Raw genomic sequence first — 25,743 nt, 5'->3', positions numbered from 1 at the left:
TCCGGAAAAAAGAAAGCGCTTCATAAAAGCGTTTTCTTTTTTGGTATGGGGCTTGCATAACCAAGTAGCGCAAGGTCTTTTGAAGGTCATACTGGATGGGGGGTTGTGGATGTTAGCGTTATTTGGATTTTTGACGGTTGGACTTTTTCTTGTATTGATTATGACGAAACGCGTGTCAGTCATGGTCTCGTTGATTCTCGTCCCGCTTGCTTTCGCCGTCATCGGCGGATTTGCTCCGGTCATGGGCAAGATGATGCTCGAGGGAATTTCGAAGGTTGCGCCGACGGGCATCATGGTCGGCTTCGCCGTTTTGTATTTCGGCTTGATGATCGATACGGGGCTGTTCGATCCCTTCATCGTGCGGATGGTCAAGCTGGTGAAGGGAGATCCGATGAAGGTCGCTGTCGGAACCGCTGTCATCACGATGATCGTGGCGCTGGACGGGGATGGTGCATCGACATTCATGATCACGATTTCCGCCTTGCTGCCGCTCTACAAGCGTTTGCGCATGAGCCCGCTGGTATTGTCGGGAATCGTCTGTCTCGGGGCAGGGGTCATGAATATCGCGCCGTGGGGAGGGCCGACGGCGAGAGCGATGACCGTCCTGCACACGGACTCCGCGCACTTGTTCAATCCGGTCATTCCCGCAATGATAGCCGGCATCGTCTGGGTGCTGTTCGCCTCTTACTGGCTGGGCAAAAAGGAGCGTGCCCGCCTCGGGATTGTCGATCTTGGCGACGCGGAGACAGACGTGCAGCTGGGTACCGATCACACCAAACGGCCGCAGCTGTTCTGGTTCAACCTCTTGCTGACGGTCGTGCTGGTGGTTGCCTTGATCGAAGTCTGGCTCCCGCTTCCGGTCCTGTTCATGATCGCCTTTGCGATCGCGCTCCTGATCAATTATCCCAAGCCGCAGGAGCAGCAGGAGCGTCTGACCAGCCATGCGGGCAACGTCGTCATGGTCATTACAATGATTTTCGCCGCGGGCATCTTCACGGGGATTTTGACGGGGACCAAAATGATCGAAGCGATGGCAACCGCTTTGGTCTCGATCATCCCGGATTCGCTCGCCAGCTACCTTCCCGTAGCCGTAGCGGTTACGAGCATGCCGCTCAGCCTCGTCTTCACCCCGGATGCTTACTACTTCGGCGTATTGCCCATCCTCAGCGAGACGGCCGGAAATTTCGGCCTCGATCCACTGACGGTCGGACGCGCAGCAATTCTGGGGCAGATGACGACCGGGTTTCCACTGAGCCCACTGACGGCGTCGACGTTTATCCTGGTAGGGCTTGCCGGCGTATCGCTGGGCGAGCATCAGCGATTTATTTTCAAATGGGCGTTCGGTACGACGATCGTCATGACCATCGTCGCCCTCGCAACAGGTGCTATTACATGATGAGGTGATTGAATATGTTGAGAATCGGTTCAGGAGCAGGCTTTGCCGGAGACCGACTGGAGCCGGCCGTTTTGCTGGCCGAACGAGGAGGGCTGGACTATCTGGTGCTGGAATGTCTGGCGGAGCGGACGATTGCGCTTGCCCAGAGGAGAAAGCTGAAGGATCCAGCTATGGGCTATGATTCCTTGCTGGAAAAAAGATTGGAGCCGCTGCTGCCGATCCTGAAGAAAAACGGCATACGGCTGGTCACGAATATGGGGGCAGCAAATCCGGTGGCGGCGGCGGAGAAGATCGTCGAGATAGCCAAAAGGCAGGGCATCGCGATCAAGGTAGCAGCGGTGACGGGAGACGACGTGCTCGGGCAGCTTTCTCCCGGGCAGCGGACACTGGAGGCGGGCGAACCGCTGTCGTCGTACGGGCCGCTGATCTCCGCCAACGCGTACATCGGAGCGGACGCGCTCCTGCCTGCTCTGGAGACGGGCGCCGATATCGTCGTAGCAGGCCGGGTAGCCGATCCCTCCCTGTTTTTGGCTCCGATGATGCACCATTTCGGCTGGTCGTGGGAAGAGACGGACAAGCTGGCGCAAGGAACCGTCATCGGGCATTTGCTCGAGTGCGCCGGGCAAATCACGGGCGGGTATTTCGCCGATCCGGGGAAAAAGGATGTCGCAGGGCTGGCTGAGCTGGGCTTCCCGTTTGCCGACGTCGAGCCGGATGGTTCGGCGGTGATCTCCAAAGTGGAAGGCACCGGCGGCGTCATTCACCTGGGAACCGTGAAAGAGCAGCTGCTTTACGAGGTGACCGACCCGTACGCGTATTTGACGCCAGACAGCACGGTAGACTTCTCGTCTGTCTCGTTGCGCCAGCTCGGGCCGGACCGCGTCCAGGTATCGGGAGGCAAAGGAAGCGGGCAGCCGGAGACGCTGAAGGTGAGCGTCGGGTATCACGCGGGGTACATCGGGGAAGGAGAGATCTCCTATGCAGGCTCCAATGCCCCGGCCAGAGCCCGGTTGGCAGGCGAGATCATCCGAGAAAGACTGACAGCCCGCTCGTTTTCGGATATTCGAATCGATTTGATCGGCTGCAATTCCGTGCACCGCACTTCCTTCGGGCATGGAGAGGAGCCCTATGAGGTTCGGCTGCGCGTAGCGGCCAAAGCCTCCAGCCAGGCTGTCGCCGAACAGGTGGGGGAAGAAGTGGAGGCCCTGTACACCAATGGTCCAGCTGGCGGCGGGGGAGCGCGAAAATACGTGCATGAAGTGGTCGGGATCGTCTCCGTCCTGATTCCGAGGGACAAGGTGCAGACTCAAGTAACCATTCGGGAGTGTTAAGAAGATGAAGAGGAAATTGTATGAGCTGGCTCACAGCCGGGCCGGGGACAAAGGCAACACGCTGATCGTCTCCGTCATCCCCTATGACGAGCGGGATTACGGCATGCTGTGCGAAAAGGTGACGGCAGACGCGGTGAGAGAGCATTTGCGCGAGATCGTGTCCGGAGAGGTCATCCGCTACGAGCTGCCGAATATTAGCGCTTTGCAATTCGTCTGTTCCCAGGCTTTGCTTGGGGGAGTCACCACCTCGCTAGGGATGGATACGCACGGGAAAAGCTTAAGCTACGCCCTTTTGGAAATGGAGATGTAGCCGGAATAACGGAAAATGGCGACACGTGCCCGTTCGGATCGTGTCGCTGTTTTTCTGGTGAGGGGCTCGTCTATCCTTTTTTTCGGTTCCGGCATGGGCGTCACTTGTACAAAATATCGTCACGCAGCGCCTCCACCTTGGCCAGCGCATCGCCGATATCGCTTTCGTTTACCCCGAAATGAGCGAGGGCATCTCTCAGGTGGCGGACGATCGCATCGAAGTGGACCGGCTGCAAATTCATCCCCGTATGCACCTTCGCCATCGACTGGCCTGTGTACTGGTTGGGCCCGCCCAAGGCATAGCTGATGAATTTGGTTTGGTGCTTGCGCTGTTTCTCCATGTCCGTGTTTTCGAAAAAGCGATTGACGGTTTCGTCTGACAGCACCAGGTCGTAAAAATAGTCCACTACCTTGGAAATCGTTTGCTCTCCGCCGTATTTCTCGTAAAACGTACTCATGGTTTTCCTCCTTTTGCAAATCCGTCTCCTTCACTATTCCACGGATGCTGCAAACTTATGAGGAGTGACGGGATGCCTTTCAAGAAACTTGCGCGGCTGCCTGTCTTTGTTTATTCTATCCATAGGAATGCACGTTCGCAAAATGAGGGGGAAGCCATACGATGAACCGTTGCGGCTGGGTAAACGAAGATCCTATCTATTTGGACTATCACGATCACGAGTGGGGAGTTCCCGTCTATGACGACAGGCTTTTGTTTGAGTACCTCAACCTCGAAGGGGCCCAGGCAGGGCTTAGCTGGTACACCATCCTGAAAAAGCGCGAAAACTACCGCAAAGCCTTTGACAACTTCCAACCGGAGAAAATCATCCACTACGACGAGCAAAAAATAGAAGAGCTGCTCAACAATGAAGGCATTGTCCGCAACCGGCTGAAAATCAAGGCGGTCATCACCAACGCCAAAGCCTTTTTCCGGGTAGTCGAGGAATTTGGCTCCTTCCGTGATTACATCTGGTCCTTCGTAGGGGGAAAGCCGATTCAAAACCATTTCCAGTCCATGTCGGAAGTCCCCGCTACCACAGAAGTGAGCGACAAACTCAGCAAAGACCTGAAAAAACGGGGCTTCACCTTCGTGGGCTCGACCATCTGCTACGCGTTCATGCAGGCGGTCGGGATGGTCAACGATCACATCACGACATGCGAATGCTACGGGAGAGTAAAATAGGCAGTCCGATTCGGAAAGAAGTAAAAAAGGGATAAATAGCATCAGCGATAGGTAAAGCCGCGCTTCTGAGTGAATGCACAGAAGGCGGCTTTTCGCTTTGGAAAAATGGAATCATACGGTTCCAATCGGTCCGCTGCCCCTGACAAATCGTCAAATTCCATTGTATCGAGGATAGCGCCATTCTAGTTGGAGCGAAATCTCCTTTTTCCGCCTCCGAGGCAACCGTTGGAGTGAAGAGTCTTTTAAAAACGGCGGAGCAGAGCCAACAAAAATGCCTTCAATCATCACCCCAAAGCTCGCCCCGGAAAAAGGAGAAAAAAGCGAAGGCCTTTGGGGCGCGACCCAAGCGGTATGGAAAAAGAGGAACACGCCCGAGCGTCCAACCCTGAGAGACTCCCCCGAGACCGCTGCTTTTGGACGCCGTTCCTCTTTTGGAATGGAGCTGGACAGTCAATCATCCCCGCTGCGACCCAAGAGCCACAGCGTTTTCTCCTTTTTCCGCCCCACGGCAACAGTTGGATCAAGAGGCCTTTCAAAGACAGCGAAGCAGTGCCCACACAAGCCCTTGGGACCAACCAAAGCTCGCCCCGGAAAAAGGAGAAAAAAGCGAAGGCCTTTGGGGTGCGACCCAAGCGCAATGGAAAAAGAGGAACACGCCCGAGCGTCCAACCCTGAGAGACTCCCCCGAGACCGCTGCTTTTGGACGCCGTTCCTCTTTTGGAATGGAGCTGGACAGTCAATCATCCCCGCTGCGACCCAAGAGCCACAGCGTTTTCTCCTTTTTCCGCCCCCACTGCCAAAGTTGGATGGAGAAGCTTTTAAGGAACAAAAATAAAAACAGAGAATAATAAAAAAATACAGAATTAATCATAGTCAAACAAAAACCAAAGCTGTATAATCAAACATATAAAAACAAACAGGTGTAAACAAAAATGAAAGAGACTTCATTTCCGGCTTGTACGATCGGAAATCTGTGCTTCGCCTGACCTCGTAGTTGGCTAAGCCAAGTTTTCTAAACGGGAGGACGTTTATGTCAGAATACGTTCTTGAATTGAGAGGAATTACGAAAACGTTTCCAGGAGTAAAGGCGCTCGACCAGGTGAACTTTCAGCTCAAGCCGGGCGAAATCCATGCGCTTATGGGCGAAAACGGAGCGGGTAAATCCACCTTCATCAAAGTCATTACGGGAGTCCACCTGCCCGATGAAGGCGAGATCTACTTCAACGGGCAGAAAGCGGATATCAAAAATCCAAAGGATGCCCAAAAGCTGGGGATTGCGGCCATTTACCAGCACGTCACTTGTTTTCCCGACCTGAGCGTGACGGAAAACATCTTTATGGGACACGAAAAAGTCACGGAGCGAACTCGGCGAATTTTATGGAGCGACATGCACGCCGAGGCCAAGCGGCTGTTGACGGAGCTCGGTGCCGATTTCGACCCGAGAACGAAGATGGGAGCGCTCAGCGTCGCCCAGCAGCAAATCGTCGAAATTGCGAAAGCGCTTTCAACCGAAGCGCGAATCATCATCATGGACGAACCGACGGCAGCCCTCACGGCGAGGGAGAGCGAGGAGCTGTACAGAATCGCGGAAAAGCTGCGTGATAACGGAGCTTCCATCATCTTCATCTCTCACCGCTTCGAGGATATGTACCGACTGGCGAGCAAGGTCACGGTGTTTCGCGACGCCAAGTACATCGGCTCGTGGGGGATTTCCGACATCTCTCACGACGATCTGATCGTCGCCATGGTTGGGCGCGAGATCACGCAGCTCTTTCCAAAGAAGGACACCAAGCCGGGCGAGGAGTTGCTGCGAGTAGACGGGCTCGGCAAGACCGGATTTTTTGCCGATGTGTCCTTTTCGGTGCGCAGGGGCGAGATCGTCGGCCTGACCGGTCTGGTGGGAGCGGGGCGGACCGAGGTGTGCCAGGCGATCTTCGGGATCACCCCGTACGAAACCGGCCAGGTGTTTCTCAAAGGCAAGCCGATCCGCATCAAAAATCCGCTGCAGGCGATGGAGCTCGGGATCGGGTACTTGCCGGAGGACAGGCAGAAGCAAGGGCTCGTCCTGGAGTGGGGAATCGGGCGCAACATCACGCTGTCTGCCCTGGGCAAGCTGTCGAGCAGAGGCTGGATCCAGGAGAGAAAGGAAGCAGAGCTGGCGCATTCGCTGGCGGAGAAGGTCCAAGTGAAGGCGCGGAGCATCTTTGATCTGGCCAGCTCTCTGTCGGGGGGCAACCAGCAGAAGGTCGTCGTCGCCAAGCTGCTGACGGCCGATCTGGATGTGATCATTCTGGATGAGCCTACGAAAGGCGTGGACGTCGGAGCCAAGTCGGCCATTTACGAAATCATCGGCACCCTCGCAGCCCAAGGCTACGGCGTCGTGATGATCTCCTCCGAAATGCCCGAGGTGATCGGGATGAGCGACCGCGTCGTCGTCATGCGGGAGGGCAGGGTGACCGCTACGCTGGATGGCGCGACGGTGACTCAGGAGGCGATCCTGGCAGCCGCCATGGCGAGCAGCAGCACCGCAGAGACGGCGACGATTGCGGGTAGCGCGGCAGAGACGTTCGGGTCGTAATGCACAAGGAAAAAAGGTGGTGAAAGAAGTGCCAGAATATTCGCTGCAAAAGACATCGGCAACAGCCAGCATCGCGAAGTTTCGCGAGGTGGGCCTGCTGGCATTCATCCTGCTGCTGTGCGTGGGGGTACAGCTGCGCAATCCCAGCTTTTTGACGCTGGAGAACATCAATGACATGGTCACGAATACAGCCATTCTGAGCATTCTCGCGGTCGGCATGATGCTGGTCATCGTGACGAGGGGAATCGACCTGTCAATCGGGGCGACTCTCGCTTTGTCAGGCATGATTTCCGCCATGACGGTGAGCGCCTATCCCGACACCCATCCGCTTCTCGCCATCCTGCTGGGGACGGCGGTGGGAGTCGTCAGCGGAATGATCATTGGCCTGCTCGTCGCCAAGGCAGGCATCCTTCCCATCATCGCGACACTCGGGATGATGAACGCCTTTCGCGGCTTGACTTTTATGGTGAGCGGCGGCAAATGGGTGAGCGCCCATCAGATGCCGGATTCGTTCAAGGCGATCGCCACGAGCTCTGTCCTGGGGCTCAATACGCTGATCGTGATCGCGATCGTGGTCTACCTCGTCTTTTCCTACTTCATTACATACACCAGGACCGGCAGACAAATTTACGCGGTAGGAAGCAACCCGGAATCTGCAAAAATCAGCGGGATCAACAACGACAAAATCCTGTGGCTGGTCTACACGATCATGGGGGGACTGTCGGGATTGGCAGGCGTCTTGTGGGTCTCCAAGTTCGCATCGGCACAGGGCGACACGGCCTCCGGCTACGAGCTGAGCGTCATCGCGGCGTGCGTCTTGGGAGGAGTCAGCATCGCGGGCGGTTCCGGCAAAATATCGGGGATCATTTTGGGCTCCATCCTGCTGGGGATCCTCAACAACGCCCTTCCGCTGATCAACGTGTCCCCGTTTTGGCAAATGGGCATTCAGGGCTCGATCATCCTCATCGCTGTCATCATCAATGCATTGGTCAAACGAGGCGTCGATCGGAACAATCTGGTGAAGAGGAGGATGTAGCGATGGAGAAGAGAGTGATCATCTCTCGCAAAGAGTTTTCGTGGAAAACCTTTTTTCTGCAGTGGGAATGGATGCTTGTCCTCATTTTCATCCTGGTCAACGTGATCAACGCCAACCTGTCGCCCTATTATCTGAACGCCGACAGCCTGCGCGATGCGACGATGACCTTTCTTGACAAGGCGTTTATCGTCCTGCCGATGGTCTTCGTCATCATCCTCGGGGATATCGATATTTCCGTCGCTTCCATCGTAGCCTTGTCCTCTGTCGTGATGGCGGACCTGTACACCATGGGCGTCCCGATGGAGCTGGCGGTCGTGATCTGCCTGGCGGTCGGTACGCTTTGCGGATACATCAACGGGCTGTTGATCACGCGATTCAAGGAGCTGTCGGCAGTCATCGTGACGCTGGCGACGATGATCATTTACCGCGGAATTGCATACATCCTGCTCGAGGATCAGGCTGCGGGCAAATTTCCGGAATGGTTCAAGTTTCTTGGATGGGGCTATGTGGGAACAGTTCCGTTTATCCTGATTGTTTTTGCGGTTTTTGCTGTGATATTTGGGCTTTTGCTGCACAAAACCACATTTGGCAGACGTGTCTATGCGATGGGCAGCAACTTGACGGCCAGCCAGTTCTCCGGGATACAGGTCGACAAAATCAAAATCATCGTCTTCACGCTTGCCGGGCTCATGTCGGCTGTCACCGCCCTGTTCCTCACTTCGCGGATGGGCAGCACGCGGCCGAATATCGCCACGGGCTATGAGCTGGATGTCATTGCGATGGTCGTATTGGGAGGCATCAGCACGTCCGGCGGCAAAGGCAGAATGATCGGTGCGATTCTCGCCATTTTCCTGATCGGCTTCTTGCGGTACGGGCTTGGCCTGGTCAACGTGCCGGCCCAAATGCTTTTGATCATCATTGGCCTTTTGCTGATCGTGGCGGTCATGGTGCCGGGTCTCAAAGGGCGGTTGCGAAAGTGGGTCAAAATCTGACCATTGGACAGGGTCATCCATCAATCAGAAAAACGTGGAGGTACGAGATGATACAGAGCTTATGGAATCGAGAGCAGGCGGCGAAATGTCAAACCGGACTGGATGAGCTGGTATACCGCTCCAACCTGATCGGCTCGGATCGACGGGTGTGCAACTGGGGCGGGGGAAATACTTCCGCCAAAACAATAGAAACCGATTTTCGCGGCAGAGAGATCGAGGTCATGTGGGTAAAAGGCAGCGGCTCCGACCTCGCGACGATGAAAGCGGGCCACTTCACAGGGCTGCGTCTCGAGGACATCCGGCCATTGCTTGAGCGGGACGAGATGTCTGACGAGGAAATGGTGGCGTACCTGTCGCACTGCATGGTGGACAGCAAGCATCCGCGCGCTTCCATCGAGACGCTGCTCCATGCGTTTCTGCCGTTTCCTCATGTGGACCATACCCATCCCGACGCGATCATCAGCATCTGCTGCGCGGACAACGGGAAGGAGGTGGCCCGGGAGATCTTCGGAGACCGGTTCGTCTGGGTGCCGTACGTGCGTCCTGGCTTCACGCTGTCCAAGATGATTGCGACAGGCGTACGGGAAAATCCGCAAGCCGAGCTGGTTCTGATGGAAAAGCACGGATTGGTGACGTGGGGGGAAACAGCGGAGGCGTGCTACGAAAAAACGATCGCGATCATTCAGGAGGCGGCTGCCTATATCGAGGCGAGGGTGCAGGAAGAGACCCTTTTCGGCGGGCTCCGCTATGAGACGATTCCCCAAAAAGAGCGCAGAGAGATATTGTCCGAGGTCATGCCGGTCATTCGCGGAGCGGTGAGCGATACGAAGCGGATGCTCCTGACCTACGACGACGCCGAGGATATCCTCCAATTCGTTGGCAGCAAGGATGCGCAGCAGCTGTCACAGGTCGGTGCGGCCTGCCCGGATCATCTGGTGCACACGAAAATGGTGCCGCTGTATGTGGAGTGGGACCCGGCCACGCGGGACGTCGAGGCTCTGAAACAAAACCTGCTTGCAGGCATTGCCCGGTACAAGGAAGAATACACGCGCTATTTTGAGCGGAACAAAAACGAGGGCGACGCGATGTCGGAAGCGGCCCCGCGGGTCATCCTGATTCCCGGTGTGGGGATGGTCAACACCGGGAAGAGCTGGGCCAACGCGCAGGTCAGCGGCGCTCTCTACCACCGGGCAATCGCCGTCATGCGCGGGGCGACGACGCTGGGCACATTCGTTTCCCTGAGTGAAAACGAATCGTACAACGTGGAGTATTGGCCGTTGGAGCTCTACAAGCTGTCGTTGGCTCCGGCGGAAGCGGAATTTTCCCGCAAGGTGGTGTTCGTCACCGGAGGAGCTGGCGGGATCGGCAGCGAAACGTGCCGCCGCTTTGTCGCCGAGGGTGCCCACGTGGTGCTGGCGGATTTGAATCTGGACGGGGCGGAGAAGGTGGCGCAGGAAATCAATGATCAGTATGGAGAAGGGCGGGCCATCGCTGTGAAGATGGACGTCACCAGCGAAGAGGAAGTGAAAGCTGCCCTGGCTGAGGCTGCCCTCGCATACGGCGGGATCGACACGGTGGTCAACAACGCAGGACTCGCGACCTCCAGCCCCTTTGACGAGACATCCCTAAAGGAGTGGAATCTGAACATCTCCGTGCTGGGAACCGGCTATTTCCTCGTAGCCCGCGAAGCATTCAAGCAGATGAAGGCACAGGGAATCGGCGGGAACATGGTGTTCGTCGGCTCCAAGAACTCCGTCTACGCCGGGAAAAACGTCACGGCTTACAGCGCGGCGAAAGCGCTGGAGGTGCACCTCGCCCGCTGCATCGCGGCAGAAGGGGGAGAGTACGGCATTCGCGTGAATACGATCTTGCCGGATGCCATCCTGCAAGGCTCGGCCATCTGGAATTCGAGCTGGCGCAATGAGCGGGCTGCCGCGTACGGGATCGAGTCGGACCAACTGGAAGACTACTACCGCAAGCGCACGACCCTGCTGGTCAACATTTACCCGAGAGACATCGCGGAAGGCATCCTCTTTTTTGCTTCTTCCAAATCGGAGAAGACGACAGGCTGCATGCTGACGATCGATGGCGGGGTGCCGGCTGCGTTTACACGATAAGGATTTTCCGCGTCCCATGCTTTGAACATGGCTCGGCTCATCAAGCGGCGCCGGGGGAAAAGGAGGAAAAAGCGATGATCCGCAAAGCGTTTGTCATGAAGGTGTTCGGGGATTGCCACGAGGAATACAAGCGGCGGCATGACGAGATCTGGCCGGAAATGGTAGAGATGCTCAAAGAGTACGGCGCGCGTGACTACTCGATCTTTCTGGATCCGACGACGAACCGGTTGTTTGCCTATTTGGTCGTCGAGGACGAGGAGCGCTGGAGCAAGTCGGCGGAGACGGAAGTATGCCGAAGATGGTGGACATACATGAAAGACGTCATGGAGACGAACGAGGATCACAGTCCTGTCGTGCTCGAGCTGAAGGAAGTCTTTCATTTGGAATAAATCGCAGAAGCCGTGGCTAGCCGGCGAGGGGGAGCTGCGGCTTTCGCGGAGGCAGAAAATGTTGCAGGGAGACGGAGGTGCATGGCGTGGCAAACCATATTGCCGTAGATATCGGGGCTTCGAGCGGGCGGCTGGTCTGGGGGACGATCCGGGACGGGCAGATGTCGCTGCAGGAGATTCACCGGTTTGCAAACGGCTTCGCGGAAAAGGACGGGCATTGCTACTGGGACATCGACTATCTGTTTCGGGAAGTGATCGCAGGCCTGCAAAAAGCGAAGCAGCTGGGCATTGCCCAATGTACGCTGGGCATCGACACCTGGGCGGTCGACTACGTGCTGGTGGGCCGCGACGGCCACAGGCTGCATGAAGTATTCGCATACCGCGACGAGCGCACAAAGCGTGCCGCCCGGTTAGTGACCAGGCATATTTCGGCGGAGAAGATCTATGAAAAGACGGGCATCCAGTTCCAGCCCTTCAATACGCTGTTTCAGCTTGCGGTGCACGACCAGCGGCAGCTGGAGCAAACGCAGAAGATCCTTCTCGTGCCCGACTACCTGTATTACCTGCTGACGGGAAAGCAGATCAACGAGGTGACCAACGCCTCGACGACCCAGCTGCTGCATTTGCAGACGGGCAATTACGACGCGGATTTGCTGAGGGTGCTCGGTTTGGACCGTTCCCAGTTTGCGGAGCTGGTGCAGCCAGGGACTTCGCTCGGACCGATCCGGCAGGAATTGCGTGACGAGTACGATTTGCCCGAATGCGAAGCGATTTGCGTAGCGACCCACGACACGGCATCGGCAGTGCTCGGAGTGCCTGCCGACCCGCAGCAATCGTTTGCCTACCTCAGCAGCGGGACCTGGTCGCTGATGGGACTGGAGCTGGACAGCCCCATCCACGGCGAAGAGGCCCGTCAGCGGAATTTTACGAACGAATGGGGAGCCTACCGGACCTATCGCTTTTTGAAAAACATCATGGGGCTGTGGCTGATCCAGGAAGTGCATCGCCATTACGAGGGAGCGATCTCGTTTGCACAGTTCGTGGAGCTGGCCAAGGCGGAGCCGGCCTTTACGACCTTCATCGATTTCACGGACGAGCGGTTTTTGCATCCCCGCAGCATGGTCGCCGAAATCCAGAGCTACTGCCGGGAGACGGGGCAGCTCATTCCCCGGACGCCGGGAGAGCTCGCCCGCTGCATCTATGACAACCTGGCGATTCTGTACGCTTTGTGCGTCGAAGAATTGGAAGCGATTACGGGCCGGGCCATCGAGGTGATCCACATCGTCGGCGGAGGGGCCAGCAATGAGCTGTTGTGCCAGCTGACGGCGACGGTCTCCGGGAAAAAAGTGACGGCTGGACCGACCGAATCGACTGCGCTGGGGAATCTGGCGGTGCAAATGATTGCGACAGGCGAACTGCACGATATCCATGAGGCACGCAGGCTTATACGCCGGTCGTTTGAGAGCGTCGCCTACGAACCGGAAGAAAACGCAGAACGTGCGGCGTGGATGCAGGAATTCAAGCAAGTGACAACGGGCAGAAAGAAAGGAGCGGGCACAGTGAGGCAAGAGGTAGAAGCGAGTTTTCAGGAAGCCAAAAAGCTGTATGAGAGGCACGGGATCGACGTGGAAGCCGTCCTCGAAAAGCTGGCGGCGATCAAAATATCGATGCACTGCTGGCAGGGCGATGACGTGCGCGGATTTTTGAATCGGGATCAGGAGCTGACAGGGGGTATCGCTGTCACAGGGAACTATCCGGGGGCGGCGCGCACGCCTGACGAGCTGCGGCAGGATCTGGAGAAGGCGCTGTCGCTCATTCCCGGCAAGCACAAGGTCAATCTGCATGCCATTTACGCCGATACGGACGAGAAAGTGGAGCTCGACCAGCTGGCCCCCAGGCATTTTGAAAAGTGGGTCGACTGGGCCAAGGAGCACGGGCTGGGACTGGACTTCAATCCGACCTGCTTCTCCCACGAAAAGTCGGAGGACGGCTTCACGCTGAGCCATCCGGACCCATCCATTCGCCGGTTCTGGATCGACCATTGCAAGGCGTCCCGGCGAATCGGCGCCTACTTCGGCGAGCAGCTCGGCCAGACATGTGTCACAAACGTCTGGATCCCGGACGGCTACAAAGACATTCCGGTCGACCGGATGGCGCCGCGCCAACGGCTGAAGGAGTCGCTGGACGAAATCTTCCAGGAAGAGCTGGACCCGGCTTTCAATCTGGATGCGGTGGAGAGCAAGGTGTTCGGGCTCGGCTCCGAGAGCTACGTCGTCGGCTCCCACGAGTTTTACATGGGCTACGGCGTGCAAAACGGGAAAGTCATCTGCCTGGATGCGGGACACTTCCATCCGACGGAGACGATCTCAGGAAAGCTCTCGTCCCTCGCTCTCTTTTCCAAGGGAATTCTTCTCCACGTGAGCCGTCCGGTGCGGTGGGACAGCGATCACGTCGTTATCCTGGACGACGAGCTGCTGGAGATCGCCCGCGAGCTGATCCGTCACGATCTGCTCGGAATGACGCACATCGGACTGGACTTTTTTGACGGCAGCATCAACCGCATCGCGGCGTGGGTGATCGGCATGCGCAATACGCAAAAGGCTTTGCTGCGGGCGATGCTGGAGCCGACAGACTACCTGCGGCAGGCAGAGCTCGAGGGAGACTACACCACGCGGCTCGCGCTCATGGAGGAGTTCAAATCGTATCCGTTTGGCGCGGTCTGGGATATGTTTTGCGCGCGCCACCACGTCCCGGTACGGGAAGAGTGGCTGGCTGAGGTCAAGCGTTACGAACGGGACGTGCTCACTATACGCGGCCAACAAAAGTCGGCGGTGTCTCCATCCTGATTGTCTCTCGCGAACAAAGCGCGGTCCTCTTTGCCCGAAGAAGGACCGCGCCGTTTTTTGTTGCGGAGAAGCCAGGAGATCATGCTAAAATATAATTCTCACTGCTTTTTGAAAAACCGCCGCTGTTCGGAGGGAGCCTTTGTGAAGAAAAAAACGGTAAATGCCATGGAAGTGGCGAGACTGGCCAAGGTCTCTCAATCGACTGTCTCGCGAGTGTTTACCCCTGGGTCGAATGTATCGGAAAAAACCAAAAAACGAGTGCTGGAGATTGCAAAGGAGCTGGGCTACCGTCCGAATGCGCTCGCCCGCGGTCTGATCATGAACAAGACCAACATCGTCGGCCTGGCGATGCGCGATATCGCAAACCCGTTTTATCACGAGGTGCTGGGCAAGTTTACCAAAGGGCTGCGCAAGCGAGGGTATCATGTACTGTTCATGTACACGGAAAACGACGAGATCCAGCAAGAGGAGATCACCCAATTTCTGGAGTACAGCGTCGAAGGTGTGATCGTGACCGACGCGTATTTGTCGTCCAAAGTGGTGAGCCAGCTGCATGAAAACAACATCCCGGTCGTTTTGTTCAACCGTTACAGCAAGGATGTCCCGTGCTATTCGGTCAGCTGCGACAACTACGCCGCCGCACAGCAGATCGCGGAATACTTGTACGAGCAAGGCTATCGCAATATGGCCTTTATCTCGGGACGGATCAATACCTCGACGAGCCAAGATCGGCAACGGGGATTTTGCGATGCGCTGCAGCAAAAAGGTCTGGTGCCGATCATTGAAGAGGGAGACTACACGTACGAGCGTGCCTATGAAGCGACAATGACCCTGCTGCGTCGGGAGCAAAAGCCGGACGCGATTTTCGGAGCGAACGACATTACGGCATTGGGAGCGCTCGATGCGGCAAAGTCGATGGGGCTGTCTGTTCCCGGCGACCTCGGAATCGTCGGCTTTGACAACATCCAGATGGCTTCATGGCCTTCCCATGAGCTGACGACGTGGGAGCAGCCTGTGGATGAAATGATTGAATGGGCGATTGACACATTGTTGAACGAAATGAAACGGACAAACGTCGAACCCGCGTCCAAGCTCGTTTCCGGGCGGTTAATCGAGCGACGTACAACCAGGAAAAAAATGTGAGGGATTGACAAATGTAAGCGTTTTTCATTACGATTTGCTTACCAGGTAAAAAGGTTCAGACTTTTCTCGCCACTTTTTGCATACGTATGCAAAAACAAGAGCGAGAAAAATATTTCTGAAATCTGCATACGTATGCAATAACGGGAGGGAACGATCATGGCAAAATTTTTGAAACAGGGAAAAGCAAAAGACGAAATCGCGCAGAATGACGCACAGGTAGCGGAAACCGTCCGCCAAACCATTCAAAAAATCGAGCAGGAAGGCGATGCAGCAGTTCGTGAGCTGTCTGAGAAATTCGACAAGTGGAGCCCTGCTGAGTTTCGCCTGACAGCGGAGGAAATCGAGGAAATCGTCGGCAGCGTGCCCGAACAGACCATTGAAGATATCAAGTTTGCGCAAAGCAACGTGAGACGCTTTGCGGAGGAGCAGCGCAAATCCATGCTCGACATCGAAGTGGAGACATTGCCGGGCGTGATTCTGGGGCACAAAAACATCCCGGTCGAGAGTGTAGGCTGCTACATCCCGGGCGGGCGCTATCCCATGGTCGCATCGGCGCACATGAGCGTGCTCACCGCGAAAGTGGCCGGGGTCAAACGGGTCATCGCTTGCACACCGCCGATCAACGGCGAAATCCCGGCGGCAACGGTCGCAGCGATGCATCTGGCAGGGGCCGATGAAATCTACATTCTCGGGGGAATCCAGGCGATGGCAGCGATGGCGGTGGGAACGGAAACCATCCAGCCGGTCGATATGCTCGTAGGACCTGGAAATGCGTACGTAGCGGAGGCCAAGCGTCAGCTGTACGGCCGCGTCGGCATCGACCTGTTCGCGGGCCCGACTGAAACACTGGTCGTGGCGGATGAGACGGCAGATGCGGAAATGATCGCGACCGACATTCTCGGACAAGGCGAGCACGGCCCGACTTCACCGGGGGCGCTCATCACGACATCCGAAAAGCTGGCGGAGGAGACGATCAAGGAAATCGAACGCCAGCTCGAGACTCTTCCTACGGCGGATGTGGCACGCGTATCCTGGAGGGATTACGGCCAGATCATTCTGGTCGAGGACGAACAGGAAGCGCTTGCCGAAGCAAACCGTCTTGCTTTTGAGCACGTAGAGATTTTGACGAAGGATCCTGACTATTTCCTGCAAAACATGACCAACTACGGCTGCCTCTTTCTGGGACCGGAAACCAACGTGGCGTATGGGGATAAAGTGATCGGCACCAACCACACGCTGCCGACCAAGGGAGCAGCCCGCTATACCGGCGGTCTGTGGGTCGGCAAGTTCCTGAAAACCGTTACGTACCAAAAAGTAAGCGAAGAAGCGAGCGCCTACATCGGCGAGTACGCTGCCCGTCTGTGCCAGCTGGAGAACTTTGCGGGACATGCGGAGCAGGCGCTGCTCCGGGTACGCCGCTACGGCAAGAAGTAAACGAAAGACATTCGCGGGAAGGGAGAAGAGCTGGATGGGTTACTTTCAGGAATTGAAAGGCAGGAAGGTTCTCGTGACGGGGGGCAGCAAAGGGCTGGGAAAGGATGCGGCGCTGGCCTTCGCGCGGCTCGGTGCAGAGGTCGTGATCACAGGACGCAACATGGACGATCTGGAAAACGCTTTGCGAGAATTGCGTGAGGTGCAGCCGAAGTCGTTCAGTTTGGCGGCGGATATGCAGGATGTCGGGAGCATCTACCAGATGGTGGACGATTCGGTCGCCATGCTGGGAGGGCTGGACATTCTCGTAAACAACGCGGGAATCAACATCGCCAAGCCTGCCTTCGAGGTGACGGAGGAGGATTGGGATCGCGTGCTCGATACCAATTTGAAAGGAACCTTTTTTTGCTCGCAGCGGGCAGGCAAGCATATGGTGGCAAACGGCGGGGGACGCATCATCAACATGGTGTCGCAGATGGCTTTTGTCGGCTACATCAAGCGATCAGCCTACTGCTCCAGCAAAGGCGGCGCGGTCCAGTTGACGAAGGCGCTGGCGGTGGAGTGGGCGCCGTACGGCATCAAGGTCAATGCCGTAGCGCCGACTTTCGTCGAAACCGATCTCACCAAGAAAATGTTTGAGGACCGGGAGTTTTACCAGGATGTGCTGAGGCGAATCCCGCTGGGGCAGCTCGCCCAAGTGTCGGACATTACCGGGGCCGTTCTTTTTCTCGCTTCCGACATGGCCAACTTCATCACAGGCGAGACGATCAAGGTAGATGGAGGGTGGACCGCGATATGAGCGGCTTGGTGGGGGCTGGACACCGGGAATAAGTAACGGAGCGGGAGTTGATTCGCTGGCTGAAAAGAGAGCGGGAAGAGGATGTGAAGCGAGAGCGGTAACATTGGGACTTCCATTGCTGCAAGGATTACCCATTCAAGGGAATGGGGTAATCCTTTTTTCTTTTGGTGCGGAGCATATCCGGAATTGTCCACAGGCTATACACATGTATCCGTAAGTTACAAACAAGTTATAAACAGGCGCTGAGGAAAAACTGTGGATAAGTGGAGATGAGCAGCGGCAAACCGAAATCACGGCGGTTCGTACAAGGACGCGTTGGTTTTTTTATATTTCCCAGTTGGAAAATCTTGAACATTTTAGGATAGTATGAGATACTTGTACATACATAAGAACAAGTGTTCCTGTTTTGCTTTTTGATTGACATTGGTATTCACATAGAACGTGCAAGGGGGAAACAAAATGGCTACGCAAACACGAATCAATCCGGACCAGCTCCGGGAACAGGTATGCGAAGGGTGCCCTGCGACCGGTTGGGGGAAAAAGGCCCATTGCCAGGTGCACGACAAGCATGTAGGGAAGGTCGATTCCTGCCCGGAATGGGACAAGTTTCTGGAAGGACAACAGCTGCAAGGAAAGAAGCAGCGGCTCCGATCCGCTGCCTTTTCCGAATGGGAGCCTGCGGCAGAGCTGGTGCAGCGAACCGAAGAAGAAATTCGCGACTACAGCTACATGCAGCTCGAGGTGGTGCGCATCCAGCGCTTTCTGCGGGAAGCAGGGGAAGGAATGGTCGGGCAGTACGGACTGGAGGCGTCCTTGCCCAAGGGAATGGGAGTGTATGGGGACAAGACTCATGCAGAAGTAGTGAGACGGGAGCGAAAGTGGAAGAGGCTGCAAAACCTGCAGGAAAAAATCGCGAGAATCGACGAGGCTGTGGAGTCGATCCCGGACGAGCAGGAACGGCTGATTCTCGAGGCGCTGCTGGATGGGGACAAGAACAGCCAAATCGCCAAAGAGATCGGAATCTCGCGGCAGCGGTACTACGAGATCAAGCGCAGCGCGGTCTCGAAGATGGCGCGGGCGATGTATGGACGGGAGATGTCGTCGACCGGGTGAAGAAGTGACTGCAAAGGGGTGATTCAGTGTATATTGGAATAAAATGTATCTCCAGGGGGCGGCCATGAAGAGATATACATGGACATTGCTTGGCGCAGTATTGATTGCCGGAATATCCCTGGCCGCTTGGGTCAGTGCCTCGAACCAAGGGGCCACATGCACACGGCTCTCGAGTCTGAAGAAGTGGTCAATCGGATGCGAGCGTATGCGGCAACTTTTTCATACATGGACAAGGATGTTGGAGAGGCCAAATGAAATAAAAATGCTTATGCACGCTGGGGGGAAAAAGCGATGAGCGATCTGAACGTCTTGTTTCGCAAACGAATCGGCATTCCGGAAGACGAGACAATTACCTTTTCCACATTGGACCGTGTGCTGGAAAAGACGGCGAAGACCTTTCCTTTTGAGAATTTGTGCAACATCGAAAACAAAACCAAAGACATCACCGAAGAGAGCCTGCTTCAAAAGATGTTGGTCCGAAACGAAGGCGGCCTCTGCTATGAGCTCAATTCGCTGCTGTACCTGTTTTTGCTGGAAAACGGCTTTCATGTCACCCTGGTGCGCGGCGATGTGTACAAACCGGAGACGGGCGAATACCAGTCCTTGGGGAGAACGCATCTCACCATTTTGCTGAAGCATGGAGAACAGACGTATTTGGTCGATACGGGATTCGGCGCGAACCTGCCGCTGAAGCCGGTTCCATTGACAGGGGAGACTGTGACCTCCGCCACCGGACAATTCCGGGTCATAAATGCGGACACCGGTCCCGGAGACTACCGATTGGAACTAAAGCTGAAGCATAAGGACAAGGAGTGGCGGATCGGATACGCCTTCGACTCCACCAGGCCCGTCTCGGATTTGGGAGAGGCAAGCGAGATTCAGTCGATCATTGCCCGTCATCCGGACTCTCCTTTCAACAAAAGCCGGATGGTAACCAAACTTACCGACCGGGGAAATGTGACGTTGACTCCCCATTCTCTCACACGTTGGGAGGACGGCGTGGTCACCAAAGAGAGCATCGATGAGAAGCGGTTTAAAGAGCTGCTGGGCGAGCTGTTCACCAACTAAGCCATTTGCGGTCTCGCAAGCAATACCCCTCGGAACTATACGATACGATCTTTATGAACGGGGCCATCATTCGTATTGGCGGCGGGGTAAATGAGTAAAAGAAAGAGACCGACGGCTTGCCAGAGCCTTTAAGGGAGTAGTTTTTCGCAAAACGAAGCATGATAGAGAGGATCGATTCCAGGAGCATTTCGTTTACGTCAAACTGTTAAGGAGAAACATGAATGGAGAAACGAACCGAGAACGAAGATCCGAAAATCAACCTCTTTACGGCCAAACAAAACATGGACACACCTTACATTACCGAACAAGCGGAGGACACGGAGACGATCAACGCGGCAGCCCTTGAGGTGGACAGCGATCGAAACGAAGATCCGAATCGGGAAAGATTGCTCGACGATTCCTTCGATGCTTTCATGAAAGCCAACAGCAATGAATAAGTTTACCCAAGAGAGCCTGTCTGCCGGAGCAAAAAACGCGGCAAGCAGGCTTTTTCCTTGGAACCGCCGCTTGGCCATGCAGCGACGTTCTTGCTTTCGGTGACCGTATGGAGACGTAGCTTGGGCGGTGGCCGCTGTGCTTTCCCCCATTGCTTTATATAGGGGGTGGGAGTATAATGCGGGTAAAGGAGATGATTGGAATGAGCATGGTTACAGAACAAGCGGTGCATCCGCACCAAGAGGAATCGGCTTGCTGTTCCTCGGGAGAAACAGGGCGCAAAAGCCATCACTCCGAACAGACAAAAAACAGCTTGATCAACCGTCTGAATCGGATTGAAGGCCAGGTTCGCGGCATTAAAGGAATGATTGAGAAGGACGTCTATTGCGACGATATCCTGAATCAAATTGCATCGGTCCAATCGGCTTTGAATGGGGTCGGGAAGCTGCTGCTCGAGCATCACATGAAAAGCTGCGTCATTGACCGGATCCAGGAAGGCGACACCGAGGTGTTGAGCGAACTTCTCGCCACCATGAATAAACTGATGAAATAAGGAAAAAACAAAAAAGGGCAGCGGGCTGGCTGCTATTTTCTTGGCTCGATATATAGGGTACTAGGGTATCCTAAAAACTCATTGACACAAAATACCCCCCTGGAGTATATTATAACCAAGAGGGCGGCCGACAACGAACCGCCAAGAAACGGAATCGTCCCGGATGCAAACCTTTGCAAGCGGCCGGCGCTTCCGCAGCACGAGTGTACAGCTTCGGAAGGATTGCTGCAAAGGCGCCGAACCATAAGAAAAAAGAACGGAGAGATCTGACATGAAACAAGTTACGCTGCAAGTCGAAGGCATGAGCTGCCAGCACTGTGTCATTTCCATCGAGGGAGCATTGAAAGAGATCGGTGCGACAGGGAAAGTCGACCTCTCGGGCAATTCGGTGGATGTCGCGTACGACGAGAACCGCCTCACACTCGCGGAGATTAAGGAAGCGATCGAGGAACAGGGGTACGACGTTCTGTAACGAACGACCCGAATTAACTGGGGAGCACCCAACATGCCCCCACCCGGAAGCGGCCTCCCAAGAAGGAATTCGAGGCCGCTCCGACCACTAAGAAGGATGTGATAGTCATGGAAGCCACCGCCGCGAAGGCAAACAAACAAGTCAATCTGAACATCACAGGCATGACTTGCGCCGCCTGTGCGATCCGCATCGAAAAGGGCTTGAACAAACTGGAAGGGGTAACGGAGGCAAACGTCAACTTCGCCATGGAAAAAGCGAGCATTACGTACGATCCGGCAAAGGTTGACATCCGCCGCCTGGAAGAGGGCATCGAGAAGCTGGGGTACGGTACGGTGAAAGAAGTCGTCGATTTCCAACTGGAAGGGATGACCTGCGCCGCCTGCGCCAATCGTATCGAAAAGGGCTTGAACAAACTGCCCGGCGTTACGAATGCTACGGTCAACTTCGCCATGGAAACGGCTCGCGTCGAGTATTCGCCAAGTGACGTCTCGGTCTCCGATATGCAAAACAAGGTGCAGCAGCTCGGGTACAAAGCCATTTTGAAAACCGGGAACGAAGCTGCCCAAGATCACCGCGCAAAGGAAGTGCAGCATCAAAAACGGAAACTGCTGATTTCGGCGATTCTTTCGCTGCCGCTTCTGTGGAGCATGGTCGGCCATTTTTCGTTCACGTCCTGGATCTACATGCCGGAAATCCTGATGAATCCCTGGCTGCAGCTTCTTTTGGCCACTCCGGTTCAGTTTTACGTCGGCAGGCAGTTTTACGTCGGCGCCTATAAAGCGCTTCGCAATGGCAGCGCCAACATGGATGTCCTGGTATCGCTGGGGACGTCGGCCGCGTATTTTTACAGCCTGTATCTGACGATTGCCTGGTATGTCGGAGGCGGCGGAGCGCACCATGGTCCGTCCCTGTACTACGAAACGAGCGCAGTCCTGATCACGCTCGTCATCATGGGCAAATTGTTTGAATCACTCGCCAAGGGACGGTCGTCCGAAGCGATCAAGTCGTTAATGGGATTGCAGGCCAAGACCGCGCTGGTCGTGCGGAACGGGCAAGAAATATCCGTTCCGGTGGAGGAAGTGATCGCCGGGGATATCGTCCTGGTCCGCCCTGGAGACAAAGTGCCCGTTGACGGGGAAGTCATGGAAGGCGTGTCGTCGGTGGACGAATCGATGCTGACCGGAGAAAGCATTCCCGTCGAAAAGAAACCCGGCGATGCCGTGATCGGCGCAACGATCAACAAAAACGGCATGCTGAAAATCAAGGCGACCAAAGTCGGGAAAGAAACGGCACTTGCCCAAATCATTAAAGTCGTAGAAGAAGCACAGGGTTCCAAAGCCCCCATCCAACGGGTGGCAGACGTGATTTCCGGCATCTTTGTTCCTATCGTGGTAGGCGTTGCAGCAGCCGCATTCCTGATCTGGTACTTTTTCGTGACACAGGGAGATTTTGCGGGCGCGCTGGAAAAGGCGATCGCTATCCTCGTCATTGCTTGCCCGTGTGCGCTGGGATTGGCTACACCGACGTCCATCATGGCGGGGTCGGGCCGCGCCGCCGAGCTTGGCATCTTGTTCAAAGGCGGAGAGCATTTGGAACAAACCCACAAAATCGACGCCATTATCCTGGACAAAACGGGAACGGTGACGAAAGGGAAACCGGAGTTGACGGATGTGCTTGCCGAAGGGGACGAAGCAGAATTTCTCAGACTCGTCGGGGCGGCCGAGAGAAATTCGGAGCATCCGCTTGCCGAAGCGATCGTGGCCGGAATACGCGAAAAAGGAATCGAACTGCCAGCAACGGAAGCATTTGAAGCGATCCCGGGGTATGGAATCAAGGCTGTGGTGGAAGGAAAAGAGCTGATGATCGGCACGCGCCGCCTGATGGAGACCTTCAATGTGGATGCCAAGCAAGCCTATGCTGCGATGTCCCGTTTGGAGGAAGAGGGAAAAACAGCGATGCTTGTCGCCGTCAATAAACAGTACCGGGGTATAGTAGCTGTGGCCGATACGATCAAGGAAACGTCCAAGGATGCGGTCGCCCGTCTGAAAGCAATGGGCATCCAAGTGATTATGATTACAGGCGACAATGAACGCACGGCAAAAGCCATCGCAGCCCAGGTCGGCATCGATCATGTGCTGGCAGAAGTTCTTCCGGAGGGCAAAGCGGAGGAAGTAAGGAAGCTGCAGGCCCAAGGGAAGAAAGTAGCGATGGTGGGAGACGGTATTAACGATGCGCCTGCACTTGCAACGGCGGACATCGGAATGGCCATCGGCACCGGTACGGACATCGCCATGGAAGCAGCAGATGTCACGCTCATGCGGGGCGACCTGTCGAGTATTCCCGATGCGATCTACATGAGCCGGAAGACCATGAGCAACATCAAACAAAATCTGTTCTGGGCGCTCGGATACAATACGCTGGGCATTCCCATCGCCGCGGTCGGTTTGCTGGCCCCTTGGGTGGCAGGAGCGGCAATGGCCCTGAGCTCGGTATCCGTCGTTCTCAATGCGCTGCGGCTCCAGCGCGTCAAGGTTCCACAAAAATGAAGGGAGAGGGAAAGCGATGAAAACGAAGAGGACGATCGTTTCCTCCTTGCTGATCTTGGGATTGCTGGCCGGCTGCGGCAATTCCGCCGAAAACGGCCAGGAGCCCGGCCACGGCCACGCAGCCGGGCATGAAGCCGATCACAACCAGGGGGAACAACACGCCGGGCACGGTACGGAACAGAAAGCGCCTGCGGCTAACCTGAAAGCGTCGGTTGCGTTCGCCTCCGGAAGCGCCAAAGCGAAGGAAAATACGGAGCTGCGGGTCCGCATCACCGATCAGAACGGAGCTCCGGTCAATCAGTTTGACATCAGTCATGAGAAGCTGCTCCATCTCATTATCGTCAACCGCGACTTGTCGTATTTCTCCCACATTCATCCTGAGTTCAAAGGAGACGGAACCTTTGTGATTCAAACCGCGTTTCCGGCCGGCGGCACATACAAGGTATTCGCAGACTTCAAACCAGCCGGTGGCTCCGGAACCACATGGAGCGAGTGGGTGGATGTGGGGGGAACCGAAGGAGAACATGTGCCCGTCACACCTGACTCCAGTCTGGTTAAACAAGTGGATGACAAGGAGATTGAGCTTTCCATGAGCGGGGTGAAGGCAAAGGAAGAGGTGTTGCTCACCTTCGAAATCCGTGACGCGAAAACGAAGGAAGGAATCAACGACCTGGAGCCGTATTTGGGCGCTGTCGGTCATGTGGTCATTCTTTCGGAAGATGCGGGACAATACCTCCACGTCCATCCGCTGGACGAAAAAGCGACCGGGCCAAAAGCTCAGTTTGCGACTTCGTTCCCGAAAAGCGGCATCTACAAAATCTGGGGGCAGTTTCAGCATAAAGGGAAAGTCTTTACCGTTCCCTTTGTCGTGAAAGTGAACTAATCTACAGGCGGGAGAGGGGAAAGAACATGTCTGAGACGAAAAAAATGGCGGTCAGTCCGGCAATTCAAGTCGGCGGCAGCCTGTTTACACCGCAGCAGCTTGCCGATATTGGAAACGCGGCAGGTCCCGAAGCGAAAATTGAAATGACGTCCTTCAAACAGCTGTATGTAGAGGTGCCGGTAGAAAAGCATGACGCTGTCAAGGAAGCGCTCGAGAGATCCGGACTGGAAGTGAACCCGGCCGGATTCGTGACCAAAAGCCTCATTGCCTGCAATTTTTGCAAAGGTGCCGAGGAGGCAGGCTTGGAGACGGCCCGCATGTTGAATCAAGCCATCGCCGGGCTGGCAACTCCCACGCCCGTAAAGGTGGGATACGCGGGCTGCGCGCTGGGAACAAGCGAGCCGCTGCTGAAAGATATCGGCGTCGTCAAAATGCGGGATACCTTCGACATTTACGTGGGAGGGGAACCCAAAGGCCTCAAGGCGGGTCTGGCCAAACTGCTCGTATCCGGTTTGTCGGGAGCGCGGCTGGTGCCGGTGATAACGAAACTGATCGACTACTACAGGGAGAACGCCAAGGGGAAAGAGAAATTCAGCAAGTTTGTCGATCGAATCACCATCGAACAGCTGAAGCAGCAGGTTAGCGAATGAGCGCCTGCTGCTCTTTTTGCCTCCCCGTCATCGCGGAGGAAATCAGGGAGAAGTCCGTGCGATCGATCTCAAAGTGCCCCGTGCGAAACAGGTATCCCCAATTTCGATTTCCCTTGGTGAAGCTTAGCTGGTGCAAGAGGGAATGGATGCGGACTTCGGTGCAGGCCGCGTAATCGATGTTGCGCCGATAAGGAACGAAGCCTTCACTCATGGGATACTCGTACACGTCGTCGTCTGCTACCTGGCCGATGGCGGTAAATGCCTGCAAGGGCTCGCCGCCGTGCATATCCGTCTTGGGGGAATAATAGATCAGCCAATCTCCGCGCCTCATCCGCTTTAGAGGGGCGGCTTTTCCGTGGCATAGCTGGGCAAAGCCGCCTGTCACTCCTCGCAGGACATGCGATTTCGATACGACGCCGATCCAATATCTCTGATTACTCGTTTCCATTTTCATCACCTGGTTAAGTTTTTTGGAG

The 25,743-nt window shown here is 55.7% G+C and carries 23 protein-coding genes and 1 pseudogene; 22 read left to right on the top strand and 2 right to left on the bottom strand.

Features of this window, described 5'->3' with window-relative positions; genetic code table 11:
• Positions 1-109 precede the first annotated feature (109 nt).
• From RGB73_RS27125 to RGB73_RS27115, 3 genes are read left to right on the top strand one after another with little or no spacing between them, the layout of a single operon-like run.
• Positions 110-1,396, top strand: coding sequence for a CitMHS family transporter (locus tag RGB73_RS27125; protein ID WP_310766246.1), 1,287 nt, complete (start codon positions 110-112; stop codon positions 1,394-1,396).
• Positions 1,397-1,410: 14 nt separating this feature from the next.
• Positions 1,411-2,727 carry an acyclic terpene utilization AtuA family protein gene (locus tag RGB73_RS27120; protein ID WP_310766245.1) on the top strand — a complete coding sequence of 439 codons (1,317 nt, stop codon included), beginning with the start codon at positions 1,411-1,413 and terminating at the stop codon, positions 2,725-2,727.
• 4 nt (positions 2,728-2,731) lie between these two features.
• A complete protein-coding gene (locus RGB73_RS27115; protein ID WP_310766244.1) occupies positions 2,732-3,037 on the top strand; it encodes an AtuA-related protein in 306 nt (101 codons plus the stop codon).
• Between the two features lie 100 nt (positions 3,038-3,137).
• Here RGB73_RS27115 and RGB73_RS27110 read toward each other — a convergent pair whose 3' ends face one another.
• Complete coding sequence (locus RGB73_RS27110; RefSeq protein ID WP_310766243.1) at positions 3,138-3,494, bottom strand: group I truncated hemoglobin; 357 nt, start codon at positions 3,492-3,494, stop codon at positions 3,138-3,140.
• A gap of 161 nt (positions 3,495-3,655) precedes the next feature.
• Between RGB73_RS27110 and RGB73_RS27105 the strand changes: the two genes are divergently transcribed.
• From RGB73_RS27105 to RGB73_RS27015, 19 genes and pseudogenes are all read left to right on the top strand, one after another.
• Positions 3,656-4,216 (top strand): DNA-3-methyladenine glycosylase I, encoded by a 561-nt coding sequence (locus RGB73_RS27105; RefSeq protein WP_310766242.1) that lies wholly within the window; start codon positions 3,656-3,658, stop codon positions 4,214-4,216.
• Between the two features lie 1,030 nt (positions 4,217-5,246).
• Positions 5,247-6,794, top strand: coding sequence for a sugar ABC transporter ATP-binding protein (locus RGB73_RS27100; protein WP_310766241.1), 1,548 nt, complete (start codon positions 5,247-5,249; stop codon positions 6,792-6,794).
• Between the two features lie 19 nt (positions 6,795-6,813).
• Positions 6,814-7,830, top strand: a complete 1,017-nt coding sequence (locus tag RGB73_RS27095) for an ABC transporter permease (RefSeq protein ID WP_310766240.1) — start codon at positions 6,814-6,816, stop codon at positions 7,828-7,830.
• 2 nt (positions 7,831-7,832) lie between these two features.
• A complete protein-coding gene (locus tag RGB73_RS27090; protein ID WP_310766239.1) occupies positions 7,833-8,822 on the top strand; it encodes an ABC transporter permease in 990 nt (329 codons plus the stop codon).
• A 47-nt stretch (positions 8,823-8,869) separates the two neighbouring features.
• Complete coding sequence (locus RGB73_RS27085; protein ID WP_310766238.1) at positions 8,870-10,939, top strand: bifunctional aldolase/short-chain dehydrogenase; 2,070 nt, start codon at positions 8,870-8,872, stop codon at positions 10,937-10,939.
• A 74-nt stretch (positions 10,940-11,013) separates the two neighbouring features.
• On the top strand, positions 11,014-11,328 hold the full coding sequence (rhaM, locus tag RGB73_RS27080) for an L-rhamnose mutarotase (RefSeq protein WP_310766237.1): 315 nt from the start codon (positions 11,014-11,016) through the stop codon (positions 11,326-11,328).
• 77 nt (positions 11,329-11,405) lie between these two features.
• Positions 11,406-12,731, top strand: a pseudogene (gene rhaB, locus RGB73_RS27075) (rhamnulokinase); the annotation flags it as partial.
• Between the two features lie 156 nt (positions 12,732-12,887).
• Positions 12,888-14,174 carry an L-rhamnose isomerase gene (gene rhaA / locus RGB73_RS27070; protein ID WP_310774570.1) on the top strand — a complete coding sequence of 429 codons (1,287 nt, stop codon included), beginning with the start codon at positions 12,888-12,890 and terminating at the stop codon, positions 14,172-14,174.
• 141 nt (positions 14,175-14,315) lie between these two features.
• Positions 14,316-15,317 (top strand): LacI family DNA-binding transcriptional regulator, encoded by a 1,002-nt coding sequence (locus tag RGB73_RS27065; protein WP_310766236.1) that lies wholly within the window; start codon positions 14,316-14,318, stop codon positions 15,315-15,317.
• A 156-nt stretch (positions 15,318-15,473) separates the two neighbouring features.
• Positions 15,474-16,751: a histidinol dehydrogenase gene (hisD, locus tag RGB73_RS27060; protein WP_310766235.1), complete on the top strand. Its 1,278-nt coding sequence runs from the start codon at positions 15,474-15,476 to the stop codon at positions 16,749-16,751.
• A 34-nt stretch (positions 16,752-16,785) separates the two neighbouring features.
• On the top strand, positions 16,786-17,547 hold the full coding sequence (locus RGB73_RS27055) for an SDR family NAD(P)-dependent oxidoreductase (RefSeq protein ID WP_310766234.1): 762 nt from the start codon (positions 16,786-16,788) through the stop codon (positions 17,545-17,547).
• A gap of 459 nt (positions 17,548-18,006) precedes the next feature.
• Positions 18,007-18,660, top strand: coding sequence for a sigma-70 RNA polymerase sigma factor region 4 domain-containing protein (locus RGB73_RS27050; RefSeq protein ID WP_310766233.1), 654 nt, complete (start codon positions 18,007-18,009; stop codon positions 18,658-18,660).
• A gap of 291 nt (positions 18,661-18,951) precedes the next feature.
• On the top strand, positions 18,952-19,728 hold the full coding sequence (locus RGB73_RS27045) for an arylamine N-acetyltransferase family protein (protein WP_310766232.1): 777 nt from the start codon (positions 18,952-18,954) through the stop codon (positions 19,726-19,728).
• 221 nt (positions 19,729-19,949) lie between these two features.
• Positions 19,950-20,165, top strand: coding sequence for a hypothetical protein (locus tag RGB73_RS27040; protein WP_310766231.1), 216 nt, complete (start codon positions 19,950-19,952; stop codon positions 20,163-20,165).
• Positions 20,166-20,371: 206 nt separating this feature from the next.
• A complete protein-coding gene (locus RGB73_RS27035; protein ID WP_310774568.1) occupies positions 20,372-20,716 on the top strand; it encodes a metal-sensitive transcriptional regulator in 345 nt (114 codons plus the stop codon).
• 271 nt (positions 20,717-20,987) lie between these two features.
• Entirely contained in the window at positions 20,988-21,188 is a 201-nt protein-coding gene (locus RGB73_RS27030; protein ID WP_310766230.1) for a copper ion binding protein, read from the top strand.
• Positions 21,189-21,295: 107 nt separating this feature from the next.
• Positions 21,296-23,734: a heavy metal translocating P-type ATPase gene (locus RGB73_RS27025; RefSeq protein WP_310766229.1), complete on the top strand. Its 2,439-nt coding sequence runs from the start codon at positions 21,296-21,298 to the stop codon at positions 23,732-23,734.
• Between the two features lie 16 nt (positions 23,735-23,750).
• A complete protein-coding gene (locus RGB73_RS27020; RefSeq protein ID WP_310766228.1) occupies positions 23,751-24,617 on the top strand; it encodes a hypothetical protein in 867 nt (288 codons plus the stop codon).
• A 26-nt stretch (positions 24,618-24,643) separates the two neighbouring features.
• Positions 24,644-25,267, top strand: a complete 624-nt coding sequence (locus tag RGB73_RS27015; protein WP_310766227.1) for a nitrite reductase — start codon at positions 24,644-24,646, stop codon at positions 25,265-25,267.
• Here the strand turns inward: RGB73_RS27015 and RGB73_RS27010 are convergent.
• On the bottom strand, positions 25,257-25,721 hold the full coding sequence (locus tag RGB73_RS27010) for an EVE domain-containing protein (RefSeq protein ID WP_310774566.1): 465 nt from the start codon (positions 25,719-25,721) through the stop codon (positions 25,257-25,259). The two genes, RGB73_RS27015 and RGB73_RS27010, sit on opposite strands and share 11 nt — an antisense overlap.
• Between the last annotated feature and the right edge of the window lie 22 nt (positions 25,722-25,743).

The organism is Brevibacillus brevis (assembly GCF_031583145.1).
Lineage (GTDB): Bacteria > Bacillota > Bacilli > Brevibacillales > Brevibacillaceae > Brevibacillus > Brevibacillus brevis_E.
This window is presented reverse-complemented; position numbering and strand designations above follow the sequence as displayed.

Coding starts and splice junctions, on each gene's coding strand:
- RGB73_RS27125 (WP_310766246.1), top strand. CDS start 110: ATGTTAGCGTTATTTGGATTTTTGACGGTTGGACTTTTTCTTGTATTG.
- RGB73_RS27120 (WP_310766245.1), top strand. CDS start 1,411: ATGTTGAGAATCGGTTCAGGAGCAGGCTTTGCCGGAGACCGACTGGAG.
- RGB73_RS27115 (WP_310766244.1), top strand. CDS start 2,732: ATGAAGAGGAAATTGTATGAGCTGGCTCACAGCCGGGCCGGGGACAAA.
- RGB73_RS27110 (WP_310766243.1), bottom strand. CDS start 3,494: ATGAGTACGTTTTACGAGAAATACGGCGGAGAGCAAACGATTTCCAAG.
- RGB73_RS27105 (WP_310766242.1), top strand. CDS start 3,656: ATGAACCGTTGCGGCTGGGTAAACGAAGATCCTATCTATTTGGACTAT.
- RGB73_RS27100 (WP_310766241.1), top strand. CDS start 5,247: ATGTCAGAATACGTTCTTGAATTGAGAGGAATTACGAAAACGTTTCCA.
- RGB73_RS27090 (WP_310766239.1), top strand. CDS start 7,833: ATGGAGAAGAGAGTGATCATCTCTCGCAAAGAGTTTTCGTGGAAAACC.
- RGB73_RS27085 (WP_310766238.1), top strand. CDS start 8,870: ATGATACAGAGCTTATGGAATCGAGAGCAGGCGGCGAAATGTCAAACC.
- rhaM (WP_310766237.1), top strand. CDS start 11,014: ATGATCCGCAAAGCGTTTGTCATGAAGGTGTTCGGGGATTGCCACGAG.
- hisD (WP_310766235.1), top strand. CDS start 15,474: ATGGCAAAATTTTTGAAACAGGGAAAAGCAAAAGACGAAATCGCGCAG.
- RGB73_RS27055 (WP_310766234.1), top strand. CDS start 16,786: ATGGGTTACTTTCAGGAATTGAAAGGCAGGAAGGTTCTCGTGACGGGG.
- RGB73_RS27050 (WP_310766233.1), top strand. CDS start 18,007: ATGGCTACGCAAACACGAATCAATCCGGACCAGCTCCGGGAACAGGTA.
- RGB73_RS27045 (WP_310766232.1), top strand. CDS start 18,952: ATGAGCGATCTGAACGTCTTGTTTCGCAAACGAATCGGCATTCCGGAA.
- RGB73_RS27040 (WP_310766231.1), top strand. CDS start 19,950: ATGGAGAAACGAACCGAGAACGAAGATCCGAAAATCAACCTCTTTACG.
- RGB73_RS27035 (WP_310774568.1), top strand. CDS start 20,372: ATGGTTACAGAACAAGCGGTGCATCCGCACCAAGAGGAATCGGCTTGC.
- RGB73_RS27030 (WP_310766230.1), top strand. CDS start 20,988: ATGAAACAAGTTACGCTGCAAGTCGAAGGCATGAGCTGCCAGCACTGT.
- RGB73_RS27025 (WP_310766229.1), top strand. CDS start 21,296: ATGGAAGCCACCGCCGCGAAGGCAAACAAACAAGTCAATCTGAACATC.
- RGB73_RS27020 (WP_310766228.1), top strand. CDS start 23,751: ATGAAAACGAAGAGGACGATCGTTTCCTCCTTGCTGATCTTGGGATTG.
- RGB73_RS27015 (WP_310766227.1), top strand. CDS start 24,644: ATGTCTGAGACGAAAAAAATGGCGGTCAGTCCGGCAATTCAAGTCGGC.
- RGB73_RS27010 (WP_310774566.1), bottom strand. CDS start 25,721: ATGAAAATGGAAACGAGTAATCAGAGATATTGGATCGGCGTCGTATCG.